This is a genomic window from Burkholderia sp. GbtcB21, assembly GCF_019091065.1.
GTDB lineage: Bacteria > Pseudomonadota > Gammaproteobacteria > Burkholderiales > Burkholderiaceae > Burkholderia > Burkholderia pyrrocinia_C.
Map to the genome: position 1 here is coordinate 209,597 of NZ_JAGXKA010000001.1, position 21,906 is coordinate 231,502.

Consider the following 21,906-nt stretch of genomic DNA (forward strand, 5'->3'; position numbering starts at 1 on the left):
GCGGGTAGGCCGGGGAAGCTGGCGAAGTGCGCAGGCGGCCATCTGCGCATAGCGAGAGCCGGCACCATGCGGATCGTGACGCGACGATGCCGCCTGTCTTACCGTGTGACGAACGCCACCGCGTCGTCCGGCGCCGTCCGCGCATGCTTGCGCTGGCGCAGCAGCGCGACGCGGCAATTTTCGCGCGCGGTCTCGCGGCCGTCGTCGTCAAGCAGCACGAGATCGCCGCGCATCACGTTGAGCGTGATCACATCCTCACCCGGTGCGCCGAGCGTTTCCGGCGTGTGCACCGAGCCGGCCGGTTCGAGCACCGTCGAGCCGGCCTGCGCGATCCAGTCGTACTCGAGGTAGCGCCACGCACCCTGCAGCGTATGGACGAACACCTCGCCGTCGTGGCGATGGCGCGGCAGCGTGCCGCCGGCCGGCATCTTCAGCAGCGCGGTCAGCGTGTCCTCGGCCGCATTGATGTGCAGATACTTGATCGCCAGCCCCGGCAGGTCGGCGCTCATCGGCAGCCACGGCAGCGCGTCGCCGGGCAGGCACGAGATCGGCGGCAGGTCGGTGGAGAGCGGGGCGGGCGGCTGCGTCATGGCGGGAGGCGGAGCGGAAATGGGGAGCCCGCATTATCGCAGAGCCGGATCGCGCGGCTGAACGGTGGCGGTTCACGTGCGGCGCACGGCGCTGAACGCGATGCCCGCGACGCCGTTCCCGCGCGGTCCGGCGCGGGGCGGACCGTCGCGCAGGCTACGCCGCCGGCCGCGCCTTCACGTCGTGCGCGGCTTCCAGACACGACTGGAACAGCAGCGCGGCCCGCGACGGCCGCGGCGAGCGCCGCAGCAGGCTCACGAACCGGCACCGGTAGTTGAACCGGTGCGGCGCGATCGGCTGCATCAGCCCCTTGTTTTCGAAGCTTTCCGCGTAATGGTCCGGCAGGAAACCGAGATAACGGCCGGACAGGATCAGCGTCGCGATCGATTCCTGGTCCGACGCGGTCGCGCTGCGCGTGAGCTTCGCGCGATGGCTCAGTTCCATGTTCGGCGAATGGAAGCCGAGCCCGGCGAACGCATGGTTGCGGATCGTCGTCCACGTGAGCTTGCCGTGCGGCGCATCGTAGAGCGGATGCTGGCGGCCGCAGTACAGCAGCATCCGTTCGTCGAACAACTCCGAATACACGAGGCTGCCCGAATTGCGGTGCGCGGGAATGATCCCGACCTGGTAGCTGTCGTCGATGATCCCGCGCTCGACCTCGTTGATCGATGCCACATGCAGGTTCAGCGCGACGTCGGGCGCCTCGTCCGCGAACCGGCGGATCGCGTCGCCGAGCCGCGCGTTCGGGTTGGTGGCCGTCTTGTCGAACACCGCGACGTGCAGTTCTCCGCCCATCCTGTCGTGAATACCGTCTATCCTGCTGCGAAAGGCTTCCATCGACGCGAGCAGCCGCAGCGTCTCCTCGTACACGGTCTGGCCCTCGGGCGTCAGCGTGAAGCCGGCGCGGCCGCGCCGGCACAGTACGAGGCCGACGCGCGTTTCCAGATCCTTCACGTGCCGGCTGATCGTCGAGATGCCGATATTCAGTTCCAGTTCGGCCGCCGCCATCCCGCCGCACTGCACGACGCCCTTGAAGACCCGCAGCAGGCGGAGATCCATGTCGCTGAGCTGCCCGAGCAGCGCGCGGCTCTTCGGTTTCTTTGCTTGCATAGTTGAGCAAGTGAACATTGATATTGCGATATTGAAGAGACTAATTGGCCTCCCGACAATGCGCAATATCATCACAAGAAGGAGGGGCGCGCCGCGCCGACCGACATGACCGACATCACCACCGCCGCGCAGCAGGACGACACGACTATCCGCACCGACGCCGCGTGGCTCGACGCGCACTGGATGCCGTTCACCGCCAACCGCCAGTTCAAGGCCGATCCGCGCATGATCGTGTCGGGCCAGGGCGCGTATTACACGGACGCCGAAGGCCGCAAGATCTTCGACGGCCTGTCGGGCCTCTGGTGCACGGGCCTCGGTCACGGCCGCACGGAAATCGTCGAAGCCGTGAGCCGCCAGGTCGCGCAGCTCGACTACGCGCCGGCGTTCCAGTTCGGCCACCCGAAGTCGTTCGAGCTCGCGAACAAGATCAAGGACCTGACGCCGGCCGGCCTCGACTACGTGTTCTTCACGGGTTCGGGCTCGGAAGCGGCCGACACGTCGCTGAAGCTGGCCCGCGCGTACTGGCGCGCGAAGGGCAAGGGCACGAAGACGCGCCTGATCGGCCGCGAGAAGGGCTACCACGGCGTGAACTTCGGCGGTATCTCGGTCGGCGGGATCGGGCCGAACCGCAAGCTGTTCGGCCAGGGCCTCGACGCCGATTTCCTGCCGCATACGCAACTCGCCGAGAACAAGTTCTCGCGCGGGATGCCCGAACACGGCGCGGAGCTGGCCGACCGCCTGCTCGATCTGATCGCACTGCACGACGCATCGAACATCGCGGCCGTGATCGTCGAGCCGTTCTCCGGTTCGGCGGGCGTGGTCGTGCCGCCGAAGGGCTATCTGAAGCGGCTGCGCGACATCTGTACCGCGCACGACATCCTGCTGATTTTCGACGAGGTCATCACGGGCTTCGGCCGTGCCGGCGCGATGACGGGCGCCGACGCGTTCGGCGTGACGCCGGACATCCTGAACTTCGCGAAGCAGGTGACGAACGGCGTGCAGCCGCTCGGCGGCGTGATCGCGACGAAGGAAATCTACGACACGTTCATGGCGGCAGGCGGCCCCGAGTACATGCTCGAATTCCCGCACGGCTACACGTATTCGGCGCATCCGGTCGCATGCGCGGCCGGCGTCGCGGCGCTGGATCTGCTCGTGAAGGAAGACGCGGTAGCCCGCGTGCGCGATCTCGCGCCGCATTTCGAGGCGGCCGTGCACGGGCTGAAGGGCCAGCGCCACATCGCGGACATCCGCAACTACGGCCTCGCGGCCGGCCTGACGATCGCGGCGCTGCCGGGCGAACCGGCGCGGCGCCCGTACGAGATCGCGATGCGCTGCTGGGCGAAGGGCTTCTACGTGCGCTACGGCGGCGACACGATCCAGCTCGCGCCGCCGTTCATCTCGGAAAAGCGCGAGATCGACAACCTGGTCAATGCGCTGTCCGACGCGCTGAACGAAGTGGACTGAGCCGCGGCCCGCCCCAAGCGACAACCGAATTCACGAAAGAGCCAGACAGATGAAACACGACAGCAAGGTGACTTCCACCGTCGGCCACCTGATCGACGGCAAGCGCGTCGACGGCGGCAGCCGCGTCCAGCCGGTGTTCGACCCGGCCACCGGCGAATCGCACAAGAGCGTCGGGCTCGCCGACAAGCTGACCGTCGAAGCCGCGATCGCGTCCGCGCAGGCCGCGTTCCCGGCGTGGCGCAACACGCCGCCGCTGAAGCGCGCCCGCGTGATGAGCCGCTTCAAGACGCTGCTCGAGGAGCACGCCGACGAGCTGTGCGCGCTGATCACGGCCGAGCACGGTAAGGTGCTCGCCGATGCGATGGGCGAACTGCAGCGCGGGATCGAGAACGTCGAATACGCGAGCTACGTGCCCGAGCTGCTGAAGGGCGAGCACAGCAAGAACGTCGGCCCCGCGATCGATTCGTGGAGCGAGTTCCAGGCGCTTGGCGTGGCGGCCGGCATCACGCCGTTCAACTTCCCGGTGATGGTGCCGCTGTGGATGTGGCCGATGGCCGTCGCATGCGGCAACACGTTCGTGCTGAAGCCGTCCGAGCGCACGCCGTCGTCGACGCTGCGCATGGCCGAGCTCGCGCTCGAGGCCGGCCTGCCGCCGGGCGTGCTGAACGTCGTGAACGGCGACAAGGAAGCGGTCGACACGATCCTGACCGATCCGCGTGTGAAGGCGGTGAGCTTCGTCGGCTCGACGCCGATCGCCGAATACATCTACTCGACCGGCTGTGCGCACGGCAAGCGCGTGCAGGCGCTCGGCGGCGCGAAGAACTTCGCGGTCGTGATGCCCGACGCGGACATCGGCAACGCGGTGAACGCGTTGATGGGCGCTGCGTACGGCTCGTGCGGCGAGCGCTGCATGGCGATCCCGCTGGTCGTCGCGATCGGCGACGACACGGGCGACCAGGTCGTCGCCGGCCTGAAGGCCGAAATCGACAAGATGAAGGTCGGCCCGGGCAACGGCGCGGGCATCGACATGGGCCCGCTCGTCACGCAGCAGCATTTCGACAAGGTGACGGGCTTCGTCGAAGCGGGCGTGGCAGCCGGCGCGACGCTGGTCGTCGACGGCCGCGGCGTGAAGGTCGACGGCCACGACGGCGGCTACTACCTCGGCCCGTGCCTGTTCGACAACGTGAAGCCCGGCATGCCGATCTACCAGCACGAGATCTTCGGGCCGGTGCTCGGCGTGATCCGCCTGAAGTCGCTCGACGAGGCGATGGCGCTGATCGACGCGCACGAATACGGCAACGGCACGTGCCTGTTCACGCGCGACGGCGAGGCTGCGCGCTACTTCAGCGACAACATCCAGATCGGCATGGTCGGCATCAACGTGCCGCTGCCGGTGCCCGTCGCGTACCACTCGTTCGGCGGCTGGAAGCGTTCGCTGTTCGGCGACCTGCACGCATACGGCCCGGACGCCGTGCGGTTCTATACGAAGCGCAAGACGATCACGCAGCGCTGGCCGTCGGCAGGCGTGCGCGAAGGGACGGTGTTCAGCTTCCCGTCGAACCGCTGACGCGCATTTCGGCTGCATGCGTCGCCGGCCAGTCGGCTGGCGATGCAAGGTGGCTGGCGTGCAGATGTGAAGGCCCGCCCTCGGTCGACGACGATCCGGGCGGGCTTTTTTACGTCCGCGCCGATTGCGCGGACAACGGCGCAACAACGCTTACGGCGCGACCACGTGCCACATGTCCTTGAAGTTGTCGCCGTTGCGGTCGCCCTGTTTCATGTCCTTCGAGAAGAAGTACAGCGGCTTGCCCTTGTACGCCCATTGCGGGCTGCCGTCGTCGCGCTTGACGATCGTGTAGGGCCCGACCGGAACGTCGGTCGCGCTGGCCTTGTACGGCGGCCAGAAGGTTTCGCACTGGCCCGTGCATGCGCTGGTGCCGGCGTTGGGCTTGTCCTTGTCGAAGGTATAGACGGTCATCCCGTTCGCGGCGACGAGCGCGCCGTTTTCGACTTTCGTGATCGAGCCTTGGGCCGAGGCCGTGGCGGACGCGATGGCGAGCAGGGCGGAGCTGACGAGCAGCGCGGCTTTCATGAGTGCCTCCTGTAATCCGGTGGGCGGCCGCGATCGTGCGCACGGGCGAGCGGACGCGACGATCGCGATGAATGGTGCCGGAGCGCTGTACCGTTGCCGCCGGTGCGAGCGACTCAGGGCCGGATGGCAGCGAACGGGGCGCTTCATTCACGATAGGCGGTTTTTGGCGGGGCTGCGAGAAAGTCGGGGCCCGTATTGGCGGCGCGTAGGCGTCGCGCAACGGCGCTGCGAGTGCCGTCGCAACCCGGTATTCGGGATCCGTCCCCGAGCCTGCGCGGCGCATGCGCCGATACGTCAGCGCCGTGCGCGATTGGCCAGCGCGACGCCCGCGATCACGAGCGCGCCGCCGGCCAGCATCGATGGCGACAGCGGTTCGCCGAGCAGCGCGACCGACAGCAGCACGCCGAACACCGGCACCAGGTTGGTGAACACGGCCGCGCGGGCCGGCCCGAGTTCGCGGATGCCTTGCGAATACCAGACGAACGCGACCACGGTGCCGATCGCGCCGAGATAGATCATCGACACGACGGCCTGCCACGTCAGCGGCGTGCCGCCGCTCGCGCCCGGTCCGAACAGATGCGCGACGACCAGCAGCGCGAGGCCCCACAGCGTCGCGTACGTCGTCGCCGCGAGCGGCGACAGCCCATCGAGCGCGCGCCGGCCGATCACCGTGTAGGCGGCCCAGCTCAGCACCGCGCACAGCATGTAACGTTCGCCGGCGCCGAACGTATTGCCGAGATCGGTCAGCACGCTCAGCAGTTCGCCGCGGCTGATCACGATCAGCGCGCCGAACAGCGCGACGGCGATGCCGGCCCAGCGCGACAGCGACAGGCGTTCCCGCACGACGACCGACAACAGCACGGCGGTCGCGACCGGATTCAGCGCGACGAACAGCGCGGTGCGGCCGGCCGGCATCCGTGCGAGCGCCGCAAAAAAGCACACGTTGTACAGGAAGATGCCGGTCGCGCCGAGCGCGAAGGTCGTCACAATCTGGCGGCCGCTCAGCGTCGGCAGACCGCCTTCGAATTTCCACGTCAGCGCGACCAGCAGCAACGCGGCGATCGCGAAGCGGCCGGTGGCCGCGGAAGTCGCGGACATCGACGCGGCCAGGATCCGGCCCGCGATGAACGTGCCGCCCCAGAACAGCGCGACGAGCGTGAGCTTCACGTAGATGGCCGCATTCGGCCGGGTGGCGACGATGCCGGCGGGCGGGGCAGGAGCGTTCATGTGTCGTGGCATCTCGAAGGGGGCGAGGCAATGCGTGCACGACCGCGCGCGGCCGACGATGTCGAACCGTGCGACAACTGGCCTGCCGGTTGATTCAGCGGGGATGGGGCCGGGTGCCGCGCTGTCAGCGAAATACCGGTGCCGACGCGAGCGCCGTCAGCACGACCGGCATCGCGAGCGCCGCGGCGACCGTCTGGAACGCGGTGATACCGGCCATCAGCGGCGCGTCGCCGCCGAGCTGGCGCGCCATGATGTACGACGCCGACGACGTCGGCAGCGCCTGGAACAGCAGCGCGACGGTCAGCGCCGCATCGCCGAGCCCGAACAGGCGGCCGGCCGCGAGCGTGATCAGCGGCATCGCCATGAACTTGAACGCCGACGCGATGCACACCGGCTGCAGCCACGCACGGGCCGCATCGAATTTCAGCGCCGCGCCCACGCACAGCAGGCCGAGCGGCATCGACGCGGCGCCGAGCGCGCGCACGGCCGGCTCGACGGCAGCGGGAAATGCGACACCGCCGGCCTGCATCGCGATCCCGAGCGCACACGCGACGACGAGCGGATTCGACAGGATTTGCCGCACGAGTGCGCCCGCACCGAGCCGCGTGTCGCCATACCGCGCGAAGACCAGCACGCACATCAGGTTGACGGTCGGGACGATCGCCGCGACGCAGACGGCCGCGAGCGCGATGCCTTTTGGGCCGAACAGCCCGGCGGCGAGCGCGGTGCCGACATAGTTGTTGAAGCGCACCGCGCCCTGGAACACGGACGTGAAGCCGGCGCCGTCGACCCGGACGAACCGACGGACCAGCAGAAGGAGCGCCGCGGCGACGGCGGTCGATCCGACCAGCGCTGCCGCGAGCGGCAAAACAGGCAGCGCTTGCAGCCGCGCGTTCGCGAGGCTGTTCGCGAACAGCGCCGGCAGCAGCACGTAGTAGCAAAGCCGCTCGGCCTGCGGCCAGAACGCTTCGGCGATGAAACCCGTGCGCCGGAGGCCATGGCCGAACGCGACCAGCAGCGCGACCGGCGCCAGCGCGAGCAGGACCGGGCCGATCATCGGCGCGCCTTCACGCCGGCCGTGCGGACCGGTTGGCAGGCGGAGCGGCGGAACGACGCGGAAATCCATCCGGCGGGCAACATGGCGACTCGCAATCGAAAGAGTGACGATGCCGCCAAGTTAACACGCGAAAGCAACAGGAATAATTGTTAATTATCGGGTGTTCAATGAGAAATCCTCATCGATGACGCGGTGACTTCGGTGGCCAGCGCACGCGCGAAACGCTCGGCCGGACGCGACTGGTGTTCGAGCAGCACGACCGCGCGCCCCATCTGCGGCTGGCCGAACGGCAAGCGCGTGACGGGCGGCAGGCGCGCGAGCGTTGCATCGGGGAGCGCGACGATCGCGGCGCCGAGCCCGCGCGCCACCATCCGTGCGATCGTTTCCGCGCTGTCCAGCACCATCTCTTCACGCACGCGCACGCCGAGGCGGCGCAGCTCGGCGGTGATCATGCGGCCGGCCCAGGCCTGCGCGTCGAAGCGGATGAACGGCAGTGCTTCGAGCAGCGTGCCCGCGTCGCGTTCCGCATGGTCCGGCGGCGCGAGCAGCCAGAAGCGATCCTCGTACAGCGTGGTCCACGTCAGTTCCGCCGGATGCGGGCGCACGGGGCGTGTCGTGATCGCCGCATCGAGTTCGCCGGCCGCGACGCGATTCGCCAGCTCGGCCGACATGCCGGCCGATACGTGCACGCGCAGTGACGGATGTGAGTTGCGCAGCGCGAGCAGCGCGTCGGGCAGCGGGCCGGACAGCGCTGTCTGGATCGCGCCGATCCGCAGGCGGCCGACGAGCTTCTTCTCGTCGCTGAGCGCATCGGGAATCCGGTCGACCATCGCGAGCACCTGCTCGGCCTGCGCGAGCAGGATGTTGCCGGCTTCGGTGAGCACCGGCTGCCGGCGCGAACGGTCGAACAACTGCACGTTGTATTCGCTTTCCAGTGCCTTGATCTGCAGGCTCACCGCCGACTGCGTGAGCCCGATGGCTTCGCCGGCGCGTGCGAAGGTCCGGTATCGGGCGATGGCGACCAGCGTTCTGAATGCGCGTAGTGACATGGACGAAGTGACGTTGGCGACGGGGCCGGCATGCGGATTGCTCGCGTGACGGCGGCAGCGTTCGCGTGACACGCTGCACAGGTGCGGCGAGGTCGGCGAGAACCAGCGGAAAAAAGCGGCCGGCGAGTTCGCGGACATCATGCCCGTGCCCGCCGAATCGGGCAACCGCGGCATTGCCGGCTTACGATGGAAAGCGCGGGCTGCCGGCCGATGCGGGTTCGCGTGGATGGCAACGGGCGCATTTCGCCGAAACATCTGCACCGGTGCGAGCGAGGCTCACGCCGATTCTTCGAGGAGGTCACGACGATGCTTCAGAACCCGGGCGACGTTGCGCGTGCGAGCTACCGCGCGTATGCCGACAAGAACCGCGACGCGATCGAAGTGCTGATCGCGCCGGATTTCCATTTCACGAGCCCGCTCGACAACCGGATCGACCGCGACACGTATTTCCGGCGCTGCTGGCCGAACAGCGTGACGCTGGTGCACTTCGATTTCGTCGACGTTGCAGTGCACGGCGAGCATGTGTTCGTCGTGTACGAGGCCGAAACGAGCGACGGTCGGCGATTCAGGAACGCGGAGCGGTTGCTTATCCGCGACGGCCGGATCGTCGAGGCCGAGGTGTACTTCGGCTGGAACCTGCCGCACGCTGCACCCGACGGCGGCTTCGTCGAACCGCGCGCTTGAGCGGAGTGGCGGACGCGAGCGGGCCGTTCGTCGCGAAACGGATGACCAGGCGGCACCGGCCCGCGCGTATGCCTCGGGCAGCATCTGGCGATGACGGAGATGACGGTGGTGGCCGCAATGATCCTGCAGCGTCATGTGTTGTCGGTGCCGCCCGGCATGACTCCGCCGCGCGCGGTGCTGAACGTGACGCTGCGGCCGGAGCGGGCGCTGCATCTGGCGATCGAACCGACGGGGCTGGCGGCCGATACGGTCTCCGGATGATGGGGGCATAAGCGGTCGATTCGACCCGGCCTGCATCGCGCGCGCGATTGCCGTTTGCGCGACGCGGTGTCATCGAATCGTCGGAATGTGAATGCGTGCCGGCAACTGCTTGCGGCGCCACTGGCGCGGCGTCGCGTAGCACCTATGCTTGAAGGGCCCAGGCCGGGCGGAGCCCAAGGAGGATGGTCATGCGCATGCTTCTCAACATACGAATCCCTCACGAGCCGTTCAACACGCTGGTGCGCGACGGCAGCGTCGGCGACGTGATCTCGCGAATACTCGAAGCGGTCAGGCCGGAGGCCGTGTATTTCACGGAGCAGAGCGGCGGGCGCGGGGCGGTCGTGATCGTCAATCTGGATGACCCGTCGCAGATCCCGGCGCTCGCGGAGCCGTGGTTCCTGATGTTGAATGCAGACTGCGAGTTCCGCGTGGTGATGCTGCCGGACGATCTCCGGAACGCCGGGCTCGCGCAACTCGGCGCGAAGTGGAAGTAGCAGGACGCTGCGCATGACCGTGCCGCTGCCCGAAAACCGGGCGGGCGGCATGGTTCGGGTTCCTGTTTCCGGGCAGTCGTGTTGTCGGCGGCGCATCCGTGTCGGCTTGAACGGACGACCACGGCTGCGGCGATTCACGGATAGTGCACGATTCCGCACCCGTTGCCATCCGTGCTGCGCGATGCACTCATCCCGCCGCATCTTCTCCCAGCGCCTGAATGAACCGCGAAAACAGCTCGGGCTGCGACGAGATCCCGAGCTTCGCGTACAGATGCCGCCGATGCACCTTCACCGTTTCCGGCGAAATCGCCAGCCGCTCGGCAATCGCCTTCGACGAATTGCCGCGCAGCACCATCCTCGCGATCGACATCTCGCGATCGGTCAGCACGCCCGCGCCGAAGCGCGCAAGCGCCTGCTCGACGCGCGCGCCGAGATCGGCGTCGGGCGTCGAGCGCGCGGCGTCGCCGACCAGCCGCCAGTGCTGCCGGATCGTCGCGAGCACCCACGGCATCGCGGCCGTCAGCTTGCCGAGCGGCTCGACGTCGAAGCGCGCGGCTGCACCGAGCGACAGCGACAGCAGCGTGTCGGCGTTCGGCCGCACGAGGATCTGGATTTCGTCGTCGCCGACCGCATCGCGGAAGTAGCTCAGGAAATACTCGCTTTGCCGGAACAGGTCGGGCGCGACTTCCTCGAGCCGGTAGCAGCCGTCGGCGAGCCCGTCGTGCGCGGCCTGCAGGAACGGGTCGAGCAGATATAACCCATTCAGGTAAAGCGGCACCGGCGACGCGGTGTCGGTGCCGCCGGTGTCGTATTCGTCGAGCACGAGCGGCACGCCGTCGCGGCCGATCGCGGTCGCGAGCGCGTTGTCGAACGGCGCCATTTCATTGAGCAGCAGCACCAGGAACCGCCAGAAGCGCGGCTGGCCGAGATGATCGATTGCGCGGCCAAGCGCCTGGTGCATCGCGATTTCGGAGAAGAGACGATCCATACCACCACCGGAAGGGCGTAACACGAAGGGGGAATAGCGGTCCTGAAATTGGCTTCCTAGACTGCCACGCAATCAATCGGGCCCGAGTATGGGCGTTCAAAAAAGTGCAGCATAGGAGAACGAGATGGCGATGATGTCGGAATCGACGGGCACGCTGCAAGCAGCGCCTGCAACGGAAGACGCGCCGCGCGCGCTGTCGCAGACGCTCAGCGTGCGCGACGCGGTGATGATCACCGTGTCGGGCGTGACCCCAGCAAGCTCGATCTTCGTGATCGCGCCGTTCGCGATCCAGCAGGCCGGCAGCGGCGCGGTGCTGTCATTCCTGCTCGGCGGCGTGCTCGCGCTCGCATTCGCGCTCTGTTATGCGGAGCTCAGCGCCGCGCACCGCAGCGCGGGAGGCGAATACGTGATGGCCAAGCGCGTGTTCGGCACGCTGCCCGGCTACCTGACCTTCATCACGGTGCTGTCCGTCAGCGTGTTCATTCCGGCCGTGCTCGCGAGCGGCGCCGCGCCGTATCTGAACAACGCGCTCGGCACGCACTTCGGCAACCAGTCGGTCGCGCTGACGATCGTGCTGCTCAGCTACCTGCTCGGCATGCTCAACATCAAGACGAATGCGTGGATCACCGGCGCGTTCCTCGTCGTCGAGATCGGCGTGCTGATGCTGATCTCTGGGCTCGGTTTCGGCTCGCTGCATCGCGGCGCCGACGTGCTGGTCGCGCCGGTCGTCGCGAGCGGCAACGCGCTCGTGCCGGCGACGCTCGCCGCCATCGTGCCCGCGATCGGCACGGCGATCTTCTGCTACAACGGCTTCGGCTCCGCTGCATACCTCGCGGAAGACTTGCGCGGCGGCAACCGCAACGTCGCGAAGGCCGTGATCTATTCGCTGCTCGTGATCCTCGTCGTCGAACTGGTTCCGCTCACCGCGATCGTGCTCGGCGCGCCGTCGCTGACGGAACTCACCAAAAGCGCCGACCCGATCGGCTATGTCGTGCGTTCGCTGAGCAACCCGGCCGTGTCGCGCGTGGTCAGCGCCGGGATCTTCCTGTCGGTGTTCAACGCGATCATCGCGATCGTGATCACGATGGGCCGGCTGCTGTACAGCAGCGGCCGGCACGCGCTCTGGTCGCGTACCTGCAACCGTGCATTCTCGACGATCCATCCGCGCCTGGAATCGCCGTGGCTCGCGACGCTCGCGCTCGCGGTGCCGTCGGCGGGGCTCGTGTTCGTATCGAGCCTCGACGAGCTGACCGCGTTCACGGTCGACCTGCTGCTGCTGATCTACCTGGTCGTCGGGCTGGCTGCGCTCGCGAGCCGGTTCGTGCGCCGCGACGTCGAACATCACTACCGGATGCCGCTGTGGCCCGTGACGCCGCTCGTCGCGGTAGCGGGCGCCGCGTACACGCTCTACACGACGCTGGCGACGGCGACGAAGCCGACCGACCTGATCATCATCGCGGGGCTGCTGATTGCCGCACTCGCGATGTATGTCGTCTGGGCGCGCCACAGCGAAGCATTCCGCGCGCTCTGAACGCCGGATCGTCACGTTGCAGCACCGACACACCGAACCATTGAAAGACTGGAGGAATTGCATCATGCGCACGAGGGATCTCGGCATCCGCATCGGACTCGGCACGCCGGGCCGCTTCAACGCGATCACGGACGTTCCGGGCGTGCGGGTCGGACATTGCACGCTGAACGTCGAGAACGGCGACGCATCGATCCGCACCGGCGTCACCGTCATCGAGCCGCGCGCGGGCGCCGCGCACGATTCGCCGTGTTTCGCCGGCATGCACGTGCTGAACGGCAACGGCGACGCAACGGGGCTCGAATGGATCCGCGAGGCCGGCCTGCTGACGACGCCGATCGCCTATACGAACACGCACAGCGTCGGCGCGGTGCGCGACGCGCTCGTCGCGAACGAGCGGGAAGCGGCGGCCGGCCGCGTGTACTGGTGCATGCCGGTCGTGATGGAAACCTACGACGGGCTGCTGAACGACATCTGGGGGCAGCACGTGAGCGCCGCGCACGTGCAGCGCGCGCTGGCCGCCGCACAGTCGGGGCCGGTTGCCGAAGGCGGCGTGGGCGGCGGCACGGGCATGATCTGCCACGAGTTCAAGGGCGGCATCGGCACCGCGTCGCGCGTGCTTGCGGCCGATGCGGGCGGCTGGACTGTCGGCGCGCTGGTGCAGGCGAACTACGGCGTGCGCGAGATGCTGCGCGTGGCCGGGTATCCAGTCGGCGAAGTGCTGCGCCACGTGCATTCGCCGTTCCGCGCGCCCGACGCGACAGGCGAGGCCGGCATGGGCTCGATCGTCGTGACGATCGCGACCGACGCGCCGCTGCTGCCGCATCAATGCACGCGCGTCGCGCAGCGCGCGAGCGTCGGGCTTGCACGCGTCGGCGGCGGCACCGAGGATTCGAGCGGCGACATCTTCGTTGCGTTCGCAACGGGCAACGACGGGCTGCCGGCGGCGAACTACGGCAGCAAGGGTGCGCCGACCACCGGCGTGAAGATGGTCAACAACGACCATATTTCCGCGCTGTTCGTCGCGGCGGCCGAGGCGGTGGAGGAAGCGATCGTGAATGCGCTCGTCGCGGGCGGCGACGTCGAATCGCGCGGTGCGCGGGTCGAAGGGCTCGGGCAGGCGCGCTTGCTGGATGCGTTGCGCGAAGTGGGGTGGCGGCCGGGGCGCGGCGCCTGAAACGGCATGCGCCGCTTCAATCGAAGCGGCGTGGATCGGGGCGGTGCGGCGATCGGCCGGTACGCCGCCCGCCCGCGGATTCGATGCGGGCGATGCGGGCCTGGCCGTGACGACGCGGCGTCATGCTCAGCTGCCGAAGTAGATGTTGCAGAAGCTGACGGGGCCGACACAGGCGTTCGGGTCTTCCTGCTTCGACTGCGAACGATCGACGCGGCCTGCGGCCTTGACGGCTTCGGTGCGGTTCGCCTGTTGCGGTGCGGCGTCGGCCGGCGCCGGCTGTGCGTGGGCGACAGCAGCGGTCAGCGACAGGGCAACGAGGGCGAGGTGCAGCGGCTTCATTTTGTTTCTCCTGGGTGAGTGCCAGTCTCGCTGGCAGTGAGGAAACTATAGGCTCGCACTGCTTAAAGATTAATCACCGCGCCTGTAGAGCTTATTTCCATTCGGAACAAGGATCCCGTTGCCTGCGCACCGATGTTCAATGGCGATGCCGGTTGAACGGCGCATCCTTGTCCAGCAGCGCGCTGCGCATGAAGTGCAGGCAGCCGACGATACGCTGCATGCGGCGTCGCTCGTCGGGCACGGCGTACCACGCCTGCAGCGTGTGCTGAGCGGCGCGGATCGCGAGATTCACCGATTTCAGCGTGCGCGCATGGTGGCCGGGCGTCGGATCATCGAAGAAGCGCGGCAGCTCGTGCAGCACCGCGTCGATCGAACTGGTCCAGCGCAGCATCTGCGGCGGTTTCGCTTCGCAGAACGCGTGCAGTTCGTCGCGCAGGTCGATCACCGCATGTCCGACCTCGAGCGTCGACAGCATCCAGCGCAACGCGTCGCGATGCTGCCGCGTGCGTCGCACGAGCAGCGTGCGCAACTGCGCCATCAGGTCGTGCGTGCTCGACTGGAAGCGCTGCGCGAGGCCGTCCGGCGCGCCTTCGCACGCAAGCGTGACCTGGCGGCGCAGATCGTGCGCGATGCGGCCCGTGAGCCACGGCATGTGGGTGGGGAACACGACCGCGAACACGAGCGAGCACGCGAGCATCGCGACGACGACGGCCAGCCCGTTGTTGATCAGCACCTCGGGCGTATACGCGATCGCGTTGTCGGGTCCCGCAAGCAGGCAGAAGAACACCGCGAAGCCGATCCCGTAGCCGGACAGCCCCGGCCGCATCGCGAGAAACGCACCGAGGCCGAGCACCGGCGCGAGCGTCGCGCACAATAGCGGGAAGCCGTCGATGTTCGGATACACGTAGCACAGGAACAGGTAGCCGACGGCAGTCGCGAACGCCGCGCCGACGCCCATCTGTGCGACGAACTTCGGTGCGCGTGGCGACGTCGAGCTGAGCGCGCATGCAATCGCGGTGGCGATCACCGCGAGCGAGCCGCTCGGCCATTCCGACGCGATCCAGAACGCGCTCATCGCACCGACGGCGATGACCGTGCGCAGGAACGCGAAGCCGACGAAGAACGAATTGGTCTTCACCGCGTAATGCGTGACCGAGCGCTCGAATGCGTGATCGTCCTGGTCGAGCGATGCGTAAGTATCGGCGTAGCCGAGATACTCGCCGATGAAGCGGTACAGCAGCTCGATCGCGGTATCGAAATCGAGCAGGCCGCCGGCCGCGTGTTCCTCGATGGTCCGCCGCGACGCGCGCGCGGCCTTCGGCAACGCACCGTGGAAGCGGCGCAGTTCGAGCATCGCGCCGGTGGCCGGTGCGATGCCGTGCTGCCGCTCGTCGCGCAATGCGGCGAACCGCTGCGCGAGCGCGTCGACGTGCGGCGCCAGTGCGTCGAGCACCGCGTCCGAACCGTTCGCGCGCAGGCGCTTGACGAGCTGGTGCAGCGCATGCAGCCGCGTGCATGCGTTCATGAACTCGCTGTTCAGCCGTGCGAGCCGGCGGCTGCGCGCGCGAATGTGCGGATCCTCGAACGACGCGAATGCACGGTTCGCTTCGAAGCCGACGATGTCGTCGACGAAATCGGCGAAGCGCCGTTCGAAATCGCCGCGTGCGACGTCGCCCGCGAGTGCGCCGGCCGTGAACGCCGCGAACGTCGTGTGGCGTGTGTTCAGCGAACGCATCAGCGCTTTCGCGGAACTGAGCGGCAGGATCAACGCGCTGACCGCGCCCGAGCATGCGATGCCGAGCGCGACTTCCGCGGCGCGCGTGAGCGCGGACTGGAACAGCGTCTGCGGCGTCATTACCGCCGGCAGGCCGATCAGCGCGGCCGTGTAGCCGGCGAGCACGAAGCCGTACCAGCGGAAGTGGCGGTTGCGCACCGCCAGCGCGATGCAGCCGCCGATCCACAGCGTGATGCCGGCCATGTACAGCTCGGGCTGCTGCGCGAACAGCCCGCCGAGCGCGAGCGCGCCGACGAGGCCGGCCGCCGTGCCGAGTACGCGGTAGAAACTCTTCGCGAACACCATCCCCGACAGCGGCTGCATCAGCACGAACACGGTCGTCATCGCCGTGCGCGGCTGCGACATCTCGAGACGCATCGCGATGCCCATCGCAAGGAGCGCCGCGAACACGGTCTTCGCGAGGTGCAGCCAGATCAAGCCGTCGCTGACGGCCCAGTCGCGGGCCGCGTCGCCGAGCGGATCAAGCCATGCTCTCCATCGTGCCGGTTCGATGGAAGTTCGCTCGATCGCAGGTTGTGGCTTCATGAAAAGAGGTGGCCCGTGCAGGGCCGGGCACGGTGCCGCGGCGCATCCGAACGGGTCCGTTCGACTGGTGAGGCGCCGATTGTAGGAGTGCGGCGCCCGCGCATTAACGCAGCTGCCGGGAAACGATAGTTGCAGCCGGAGTAACAATCTGTCGCATCCAGTGGAGGAAAATAGCGGCTCCGCTACAGGTTGCTCACAGGAATGGATACCCTACAAAACATGCGGGTGTTTTCGCGCGTCGTCGAGACCGGCAGCTTCACGGCCGCCGCACAATCGCTGAATTCGACGACGGGCGCGATGTCGCGCGCGGTGTCGGAGCTCGAGGCGCGCCTGCGCACCCGTCTGATGAATCGCTCGACGCGCCGCCTCGCGCTGACGTCGGCCGGCGAAAGCTATCTGCGGCGCTGCCGCCAGATCCTCGCCGACGTCGACCGCGCGGAAGAAGAGGCGAGCTGCGCGCACGAACGGCCAGCCGGCGTGCTGCGCATGCACAGCTTCGCGAGTGTCGGCCATCACTATGTATTGCCCACACTGACGCGCTATCACGCGCAGTTCCCGGGCGTGTCGATCGAACTGTCGCTGTCGCAGCGCATGCCCGACCTGTTCGACGGCACGAGCGACATGGCCGTCGTGACCGCGTCGTCGCTGCCCGATTCGGAACTGGTATCGCACCTGCTCGGCTCGACGTTCAGCATCCTGTGCGCGTCTCCCGACTATGTGAAACGGCACGGCGCGCCGACCCGTCCGCAGGATCTCGCCGCGCACGCGTGCCTGACGCTGTGTACGCCCGCGTTCCCGACGCACGAATGGGTGCTCGAAGGGCCAGAAGGCGTCGAGCAGATCCACGTCGCCGGGCCGGTGCAGACCAATACGGCCGAATCGCTCGCACTCGCGATCCGCGACGGCATCGGGATCGGCATGCTGCCGCTGTACTCGGCAATCGACGCACTGCGCGACGGCACGCTCGTGCGCGTGCTGCCCGCGCATATCCTGCAGAAGATGAACGTGTATGCGCTGTATCCGTCGCGCCGCTTCGTCGACGCGAAGGTGCGGACCTGGGTCGAGATGCTGCGCGCGCAGGTGCCGGGGATGATCGCGCGCGACGTCGAGATGCTGAACGCGATCGACCGCGAACCGCAGGCCGCCTGAGCGCCGGATGCGCAGCGGGACATCGATACGTTGCGTGGGTCGGTGATTGCGCGACACGCTTCTTCGTGCAGACGCAACATGCGCGCCGCCCGCAGCACACGATTCATGCGGGCGGGGCGCTTCATCACATCGTCACAGCGCGGGCTTCGCCGCCGTGCCCGATTCGGTTGCCGGCTCGCCGGCCGGGCCGTATGCGGCCTGCGCAGCCTTCCGCTCCGCGAGACGCTTCGCCTGCAGTCGTTCCTGCGCCGCCATGATGTCTTCCGGATAGTTGCCGGCTTCACCGCGCGCCGGGTTGTAGCCGACCGACTCGAGGTCGACCAGTTCCTGCAGCACCTGCGCGCGCGTGACGGGCGACTTCGCCGACTGGGCGAACGACAGGGCCGGTGCGGCAAGCAGGACGGCAGCGGCGGCGGTAACGACAAGCGATTTCACAAGGTTCTCCTGGGTGACGGGTAGACGTTCGGTTCGATGCGCGATGCGCGCCCCGACCTTCGATACGAGTCTACGCAGCGCTTGTGCGCGCAAAAACCCCGATTCCAGGCAGGCTGCCTTCCAGATGGAACAACATTGACGCGCGTCGCTCGCAGCGACCGAACCCGCGTGCGAACGCGGGTTCGTTGCCGGCGGGCGACGTGGCGTCACATCGGTCAGAACCGCGTGCGCATGCCGATCGCGCCGACGATCTGGTTCGGCGTGCTCGACGCGCCGCCCGAACCGTTGATGAACGCCTGGTAGCCGCGTCCCGACGCATGCTGGTACATCGCTTCCGCATACAGGTCGGTGCGGCGCGACAGCTTGTACACGGCCTGCAGGTCGACCTGGTGCCACTTCGGATCGGTACCGTGCTTGCTGTCCGGGTTCGACACGCTGGCGTCCGTGTACACGTAAGCCGCGCCGAGGCTGACGGCCGGCGTCACTGCATAACGCACGTTCACGTCGTAGTTGTTGAACGCGACCTGGCCGGTGGAGCCGAACGAGCCCGTGTTGTCGTACTGCGAGCGCGTATAGACGAAGCCGACGGTCGCCGGGCCGAACACGTAGCTGACGCCGCCGCCGTACGAGCGCATGCGGTCCGAGCCGATCGACCAGCCGCCCTGGTTCACGCTCTTCGCCTCGGCCGAATCGGTCGCGCCGGGGCTCGCGCTCGTCGAGCCCTTCGTGCCGTTCATCTGCAGGTACGCGCCGGCCAGCTTCAACGGGCCGTTCGTGTAGCTCGCCGCGACGCTGTACGCGCGGTTCGCGCTGAAGTTCGTCGAGTTGGAGAACGCGTACATTGCGCCCACCTTGAAGCCCGCGACCGTATCGCTCGTGTACTTGACCGCGTTGTTGATGCGCAGCGAGTGGTTCAGGTTGTCGTTGTCGAACGGATGCGCGAAGCCCGCATCGCCGAAGTCGCCGGCCGTCGCGGACAGCGGCGCGACGAAGTCGACCATCGTGTCGTACTGGCGGCCGAGCGTCAGCGTGCCGTAGCCGTTACCGCTCAGGCCGACATACGCGTGGCGGCCGAACAGCTTGCCGTCCTGGCCGAGCGCGCCGTTGTTCGCGTTGAAGCCGTTCTCCAGCACGAACAGCGCCTTCACGCCGCCGCCGAGATCCTCGGTGCCGCGCAGGCCGAAGCGGCTGCCGTTGATCGTGCCGGTCGTCAGGCGCCACAGCGATGCGCCGCCTGCGTTGTTGGTATACGCGATGCCGGCGTCGATCAGGCCGTACAGCGTGACCGAGCTTTGCGCGTGGGCGAGCGGGGCGAACAGCGCGGCCGCGCAAGCGCCGGCGATGAGGGTTTTTTTCATGGTGAGGCTCCTGCGTGTGGGACTGGAAACGAAAGTTCGGCGCAAGTATAGGAATGCACGGCGCGCGCTAGGCCGCCTGGGCCGCGAGCGCACCTTTCCGAATCCTGCAAGAGTCCTTCACAAAACTGACACGACGCGCCGCGCGCACCCGAGGCCGGTCGTTTTTTGCGCGATGGCCTGCACGCGGCATTCGCGCGGCGCGACCCGGCTGTCGCGCCGTTGCAACATGCGCGGGGCGCGGCGCGGCGGTTGATCGGTTCGGCCGACGCGCGGAGAATGAGCGGCTCGTGCCCACGACCGGAGACACACGATGCCCCAGCCCGACCGCCATCCGCCGATCAGCGCCGCCGTGTACTACCGCGATCCGGGCGCCGCGCTCGAATGGCTGGAGCGCGCGTTCGGCTTCGCACGCGGCATCGTCGTCCGTACGCCTGAAGGCGAGGTCACGCATGCGGAACTCACGCATCGCGGCGGCGTCGTGATGATCGGCGGACACTGGGCCGATTTCGTTACGAGCCCGCAAGAGATCGGCGGCAGGAACACGCAAAGCGTGCACGTGCAGCTTGCCGACGGCCTCGACGCGCATTGCGAACACGCGCGGCAGGCCGGCGCGGAAATCCTGCAGGAACCGGCCGACCAGTTCTATGGCGACCGCACCTATCGCGCGCGCGATCCGGAGCAGCACGTGTGGACGTTCGGTCAGCACGTGCGCGACGTGACGCCCGAGCAGGCGGCTGCCGAGACGGGCCTGACGTTCGAAGGCTGGTCTTGATGCGCGGTGCGTGCTTTTTCTATAGATGCGGCGTGAACCGGAGCACATCACTTATCCGGATCGACCGGGTTGATGCGGAATGTGGCGACAAGCCGTCCATGCTCATGTATTCATGAAATACATGAGTCGATTCGAAAAATACGTTTGTCGCATGAGAGGCGCGAGCCTACGATGCGGTCCTGACGACGGCGCGCGTGTTGCGCGCCGTCCTTTCGATTCCTGTTCGCCGACCTCATGCGCCTCGATCTCCCGTCCGCTCCCGCATCCGCTTCCCCGTCCGCCGGCCCGTTCGCGCGCGTGGCCGTCGTCACGATCCTGACCGGCGTCGGCGCGGGCCTCGGCGGCATGCTGCTCGCGTTGCTGCTGCATGCGATCCAGCACATTGCGTACGGTTACAGCATCGCGCACGTGATCGGCACCGAGAGCTTCCTCACCGGCGTGACCGATGCCGATCCGTTGCGCCGGCTCGCGGTGCTGATCGTCTGCGGAATCGTCGCCGGTGGCGGCTGGTGGGCGCTTTACCGGTACGGCCGGCCGCTCGTCAGCATTCGCCGCGCGGTGCGTGCGGCCGATCCGCGGATGCCGTTCGTCAGCACGACGATCCACGCGCTGCTGCAGATCGTCACCGTCGCGCTCGGTTCGCCGCTCGGCCGCGAAGTCGCGCCGCGCGAAATCGGTTCGCTGCTTGCCGGGCAGCTCGCGCATCGCGCTGGGCTCACGCCAGACGACTGCCGGCTGATGGTTGCGTGCGGTGCCGGCGCCGGCCTCGCGGCTGTCTACAACGTGCCGCTCGGCGGCGCGATCTTCGTGCTCGAAGTGCTGCTCGGCACGTTCGAACTGCGTGCGCTGATCGTCGCGGTCGTGACGTCGGCGATCGCGGCGGCCGTCGCGTGGCTCGGCCTCGGCAACGAACACCAGTACACGGTTCCCGCGTTCGTGCTGAGCACGCCGCTCGTCGCCTGGTCGATCGGCTGCGGGCCGCTGTTCGGCTTCGCCGCGTACGGCTTCGTGCGGCTCACGACCCGCGCGCGGGCGAACGCGCCGAAAGACTGGCGGCTGCCGGTGCTCGCGCTGGTCAACTTCGCGGTGATCGGCGTGCTCGCGATGCGGTTTCCGCAACTGCTCGGCAACGGCAAGGGGCCGGCGTCGCTCGGCTTCGACGGCACGCTGACGATCGGCCTCGCGGCGACGCTGCTCGTGCTGAAGGTGCTGATCGAGGCGGGCAGCCTGCGCGCGGGCGCGGAGGGCGGCCTGCTGACGCCGGGCCTCGCGAACGGCGCGCTGCTCGGCAGCGTGCTCGGCGGGCTGTGGAGTCTCGTCTGGCCGGGCGCATCGATCGGCGGGTGTGCGCTGATCGGCGCGACTGCTTTTCTCGCCGCGTCGATGCAGATGCCGATCACGGCGGTCGTGCTGCTGCTCGAATTCACGCGCGCGAATCACGACAGCCTCGTGCCGATGCTGCTTGCGGTGGCCGGGGCGCTTGTTGCGTACCGGTTTGCGGAGGGGCTGGGCGAGCGGCGGGCGAGGGCGATTGCGATGGTGGGCGAACACTCGGCGGCGACGCGCTAACGCGTACGAGCGATCAAAGGCCGGACAACGCCAGCGCATTCGTCGCCAGCAAGCCACCGAAAATTAACGATTTGCATTCGTTCTGGCGCATGCCGTTGCGGTGGGGACTCGCGCGGAACGACGAAGCTGTAACGATCGGGAGCGCAAGCCGGGAGTTGCTTCAACGGAACAGCAAGAGATCGATCAATTGTGCCGGGACGCATTCTCGTAGCAACTGTCGACCCGGTGAGCCTGTTTCCCTCCCC

At 67.8% G+C, this 21,906-nt stretch carries 20 protein-coding genes and 1 pseudogene; 10 read left to right on the forward strand and 11 right to left on the reverse strand.

The features are described 5' to 3' along the window. Window positions 1-98 precede the first annotated feature (98 nt). The gene (locus KVT39_RS00875) at window positions 99-590 is read right to left on the reverse strand and encodes a 2,4'-dihydroxyacetophenone dioxygenase family protein (RefSeq protein WP_131946783.1); all 492 of its coding nucleotides are present in this window, start codon (window positions 588-590) and stop codon (window positions 99-101) included. A 154-nt stretch (window positions 591-744) separates the two neighbouring features. Then, window positions 745-1,698: a LysR family transcriptional regulator gene (locus KVT39_RS00880; RefSeq protein ID WP_217587013.1), complete on the reverse strand. Its 954-nt coding sequence runs from the start codon at window positions 1,696-1,698 to the stop codon at window positions 745-747. Window positions 1,699-1,803: 105 nt separating this feature from the next. Here KVT39_RS00880 and KVT39_RS00885 point away from each other — a divergent pair, with 105 nt between their 5' ends. Together KVT39_RS00885 and KVT39_RS00890 are read left to right on the forward strand one after the other, a co-directional pair. Next, entirely contained in the window at window positions 1,804-3,162 is a 1,359-nt protein-coding gene (locus KVT39_RS00885) for an aspartate aminotransferase family protein (RefSeq protein ID WP_034179607.1), read from the forward strand. Window positions 3,163-3,211: 49 nt separating this feature from the next. Further along, window positions 3,212-4,729, forward strand: a complete 1,518-nt coding sequence (locus KVT39_RS00890; RefSeq protein ID WP_217587015.1) for a CoA-acylating methylmalonate-semialdehyde dehydrogenase — start codon at window positions 3,212-3,214, stop codon at window positions 4,727-4,729. A 150-nt stretch (window positions 4,730-4,879) separates the two neighbouring features. Here the strand turns inward: KVT39_RS00890 and KVT39_RS00895 are convergent, their stop codons facing one another. The 4 genes from KVT39_RS00895 to KVT39_RS00910 form a co-directional block, all read right to left on the reverse strand. After that, window positions 4,880-5,254, reverse strand: a complete 375-nt coding sequence (locus tag KVT39_RS00895) for a hypothetical protein (RefSeq protein WP_034179605.1) — start codon at window positions 5,252-5,254, stop codon at window positions 4,880-4,882. Window positions 5,255-5,548: 294 nt separating this feature from the next. Next, window positions 5,549-6,481, reverse strand: coding sequence for a DMT family transporter (locus tag KVT39_RS00900; protein ID WP_105389965.1), 933 nt, complete (start codon window positions 6,479-6,481; stop codon window positions 5,549-5,551). Window positions 6,482-6,605: 124 nt separating this feature from the next. Next, the gene (locus tag KVT39_RS00905) at window positions 6,606-7,538 is read right to left on the reverse strand and encodes an AEC family transporter (protein ID WP_217587017.1); all 933 of its coding nucleotides are present in this window, start codon (window positions 7,536-7,538) and stop codon (window positions 6,606-6,608) included. A gap of 164 nt (window positions 7,539-7,702) precedes the next feature. Beyond that, window positions 7,703-8,587: a LysR family transcriptional regulator gene (locus KVT39_RS00910; RefSeq protein ID WP_217587027.1), complete on the reverse strand. Its 885-nt coding sequence runs from the start codon at window positions 8,585-8,587 to the stop codon at window positions 7,703-7,705. Window positions 8,588-8,893: 306 nt separating this feature from the next. Between KVT39_RS00910 and KVT39_RS00915 the strand changes: the two genes are divergently transcribed. The 3 genes and pseudogenes from KVT39_RS00915 to KVT39_RS00925 all read left to right on the forward strand — a co-directional run bounded on the left by KVT39_RS00915 (window position 8,894) and on the right by KVT39_RS00925 (window position 10,026). Further along, a complete protein-coding gene (locus KVT39_RS00915) occupies window positions 8,894-9,271 on the forward strand; it encodes a nuclear transport factor 2 family protein (protein WP_217587028.1) in 378 nt (125 codons plus the stop codon). Between the two features lie 45 nt (window positions 9,272-9,316). Next, window positions 9,317-9,532: pseudogene (locus tag KVT39_RS00920) on the forward strand (cytochrome P450); the annotation flags it as partial. A gap of 188 nt (window positions 9,533-9,720) precedes the next feature. Beyond that, complete coding sequence (locus tag KVT39_RS00925) at window positions 9,721-10,026, forward strand: panthothenate synthetase (protein WP_034180078.1); 306 nt, start codon at window positions 9,721-9,723, stop codon at window positions 10,024-10,026. Window positions 10,027-10,213: 187 nt separating this feature from the next. Here KVT39_RS00925 and KVT39_RS00930 read toward each other — a convergent pair whose 3' ends face one another. Beyond that, window positions 10,214-11,014: a LuxR C-terminal-related transcriptional regulator gene (locus tag KVT39_RS00930; RefSeq protein ID WP_034179603.1), complete on the reverse strand. Its 801-nt coding sequence runs from the start codon at window positions 11,012-11,014 to the stop codon at window positions 10,214-10,216. A 124-nt stretch (window positions 11,015-11,138) separates the two neighbouring features. Here KVT39_RS00930 and KVT39_RS00935 point away from each other — a divergent pair, with 124 nt between their 5' ends. Continuing rightward, on the forward strand, window positions 11,139-12,545 hold the full coding sequence (locus KVT39_RS00935; protein WP_217587029.1) for an APC family permease: 1,407 nt from the start codon (window positions 11,139-11,141) through the stop codon (window positions 12,543-12,545). A gap of 64 nt (window positions 12,546-12,609) precedes the next feature. Next, entirely contained in the window at window positions 12,610-13,719 is a 1,110-nt protein-coding gene (locus KVT39_RS00940; protein ID WP_217587030.1) for a P1 family peptidase, read from the forward strand. A gap of 126 nt (window positions 13,720-13,845) precedes the next feature. Here the strand turns inward: KVT39_RS00940 and KVT39_RS00945 are convergent, their stop codons facing one another. Further along, the gene (locus tag KVT39_RS00945) at window positions 13,846-14,058 is read right to left on the reverse strand and encodes a hypothetical protein (RefSeq protein WP_034179600.1); all 213 of its coding nucleotides are present in this window, start codon (window positions 14,056-14,058) and stop codon (window positions 13,846-13,848) included. Window positions 14,059-14,194: 136 nt separating this feature from the next. Continuing rightward, complete coding sequence (locus KVT39_RS00950) at window positions 14,195-16,378, reverse strand: FUSC family protein (protein ID WP_217587032.1); 2,184 nt, start codon at window positions 16,376-16,378, stop codon at window positions 14,195-14,197. Window positions 16,379-16,579: 201 nt separating this feature from the next. Here KVT39_RS00950 and KVT39_RS00955 point away from each other — a divergent pair, with 201 nt between their 5' ends. Then, window positions 16,580-17,527: a LysR family transcriptional regulator gene (locus KVT39_RS00955; RefSeq protein ID WP_217587040.1), complete on the forward strand. Its 948-nt coding sequence runs from the start codon at window positions 16,580-16,582 to the stop codon at window positions 17,525-17,527. A gap of 132 nt (window positions 17,528-17,659) precedes the next feature. On the opposite strand, the gene KVT39_RS00960 is transcribed toward KVT39_RS00955, so the two are convergent. Together KVT39_RS00960 and KVT39_RS00965 are read right to left on the reverse strand one after the other, a co-directional pair. Next, the gene (locus KVT39_RS00960) at window positions 17,660-17,962 is read right to left on the reverse strand and encodes a DUF4148 domain-containing protein (protein WP_034179597.1); all 303 of its coding nucleotides are present in this window, start codon (window positions 17,960-17,962) and stop codon (window positions 17,660-17,662) included. 215 nt (window positions 17,963-18,177) lie between these two features. Continuing rightward, window positions 18,178-19,320 carry a porin gene (locus KVT39_RS00965; protein WP_174418045.1) on the reverse strand — a complete coding sequence of 381 codons (1,143 nt, stop codon included), beginning with the start codon at window positions 19,318-19,320 and terminating at the stop codon, window positions 18,178-18,180. A gap of 310 nt (window positions 19,321-19,630) precedes the next feature. Here KVT39_RS00965 and KVT39_RS00970 point away from each other — a divergent pair, with 310 nt between their 5' ends. Next, window positions 19,631-20,092 (forward strand): VOC family protein, encoded by a 462-nt coding sequence (locus KVT39_RS00970; protein ID WP_217587042.1) that lies wholly within the window; start codon window positions 19,631-19,633, stop codon window positions 20,090-20,092. A 234-nt stretch (window positions 20,093-20,326) separates the two neighbouring features. Beyond that, window positions 20,327-21,661 (forward strand): chloride channel protein, encoded by a 1,335-nt coding sequence (locus KVT39_RS00975; protein ID WP_217587044.1) that lies wholly within the window; start codon window positions 20,327-20,329, stop codon window positions 21,659-21,661. Window positions 21,662-21,906: the final 245 nt, after the last annotated feature.

Coding starts and splice junctions, on each gene's coding strand:
- KVT39_RS00940 (WP_217587030.1), top strand. CDS start 12,610: ATGCGCACGAGGGATCTCGGCATCCGCATCGGACTCGGCACGCCGGGC.
- KVT39_RS00915 (WP_217587028.1), top strand. CDS start 8,894: ATGCTTCAGAACCCGGGCGACGTTGCGCGTGCGAGCTACCGCGCGTAT.
- KVT39_RS00965 (WP_174418045.1), bottom strand. CDS start 19,320: ATGAAAAAAACCCTCATCGCCGGCGCTTGCGCGGCCGCGCTGTTCGCC.
- KVT39_RS00880 (WP_217587013.1), bottom strand. CDS start 1,698: ATGCAAGCAAAGAAACCGAAGAGCCGCGCGCTGCTCGGGCAGCTCAGC.
- KVT39_RS00955 (WP_217587040.1), top strand. CDS start 16,580: ATGGATACCCTACAAAACATGCGGGTGTTTTCGCGCGTCGTCGAGACC.
- KVT39_RS00970 (WP_217587042.1), top strand. CDS start 19,631: ATGCCCCAGCCCGACCGCCATCCGCCGATCAGCGCCGCCGTGTACTAC.
- KVT39_RS00925 (WP_034180078.1), top strand. CDS start 9,721: ATGCGCATGCTTCTCAACATACGAATCCCTCACGAGCCGTTCAACACG.
- KVT39_RS00875 (WP_131946783.1), bottom strand. CDS start 590: ATGACGCAGCCGCCCGCCCCGCTCTCCACCGACCTGCCGCCGATCTCG.
- KVT39_RS00885 (WP_034179607.1), top strand. CDS start 1,804: ATGACCGACATCACCACCGCCGCGCAGCAGGACGACACGACTATCCGC.
- KVT39_RS00890 (WP_217587015.1), top strand. CDS start 3,212: ATGAAACACGACAGCAAGGTGACTTCCACCGTCGGCCACCTGATCGAC.
- KVT39_RS00935 (WP_217587029.1), top strand. CDS start 11,139: ATGGCGATGATGTCGGAATCGACGGGCACGCTGCAAGCAGCGCCTGCA.
- KVT39_RS00910 (WP_217587027.1), bottom strand. CDS start 8,587: ATGTCACTACGCGCATTCAGAACGCTGGTCGCCATCGCCCGATACCGG.
- KVT39_RS00945 (WP_034179600.1), bottom strand. CDS start 14,058: ATGAAGCCGCTGCACCTCGCCCTCGTTGCCCTGTCGCTGACCGCTGCT.
- KVT39_RS00950 (WP_217587032.1), bottom strand. CDS start 16,378: ATGAAGCCACAACCTGCGATCGAGCGAACTTCCATCGAACCGGCACGA.
- KVT39_RS00895 (WP_034179605.1), bottom strand. CDS start 5,254: ATGAAAGCCGCGCTGCTCGTCAGCTCCGCCCTGCTCGCCATCGCGTCC.
- KVT39_RS00905 (WP_217587017.1), bottom strand. CDS start 7,538: ATGATCGGCCCGGTCCTGCTCGCGCTGGCGCCGGTCGCGCTGCTGGTC.
- KVT39_RS00930 (WP_034179603.1), bottom strand. CDS start 11,014: ATGGATCGTCTCTTCTCCGAAATCGCGATGCACCAGGCGCTTGGCCGC.
- KVT39_RS00975 (WP_217587044.1), top strand. CDS start 20,327: ATGCGCCTCGATCTCCCGTCCGCTCCCGCATCCGCTTCCCCGTCCGCC.
- KVT39_RS00900 (WP_105389965.1), bottom strand. CDS start 6,481: ATGAACGCTCCTGCCCCGCCCGCCGGCATCGTCGCCACCCGGCCGAAT.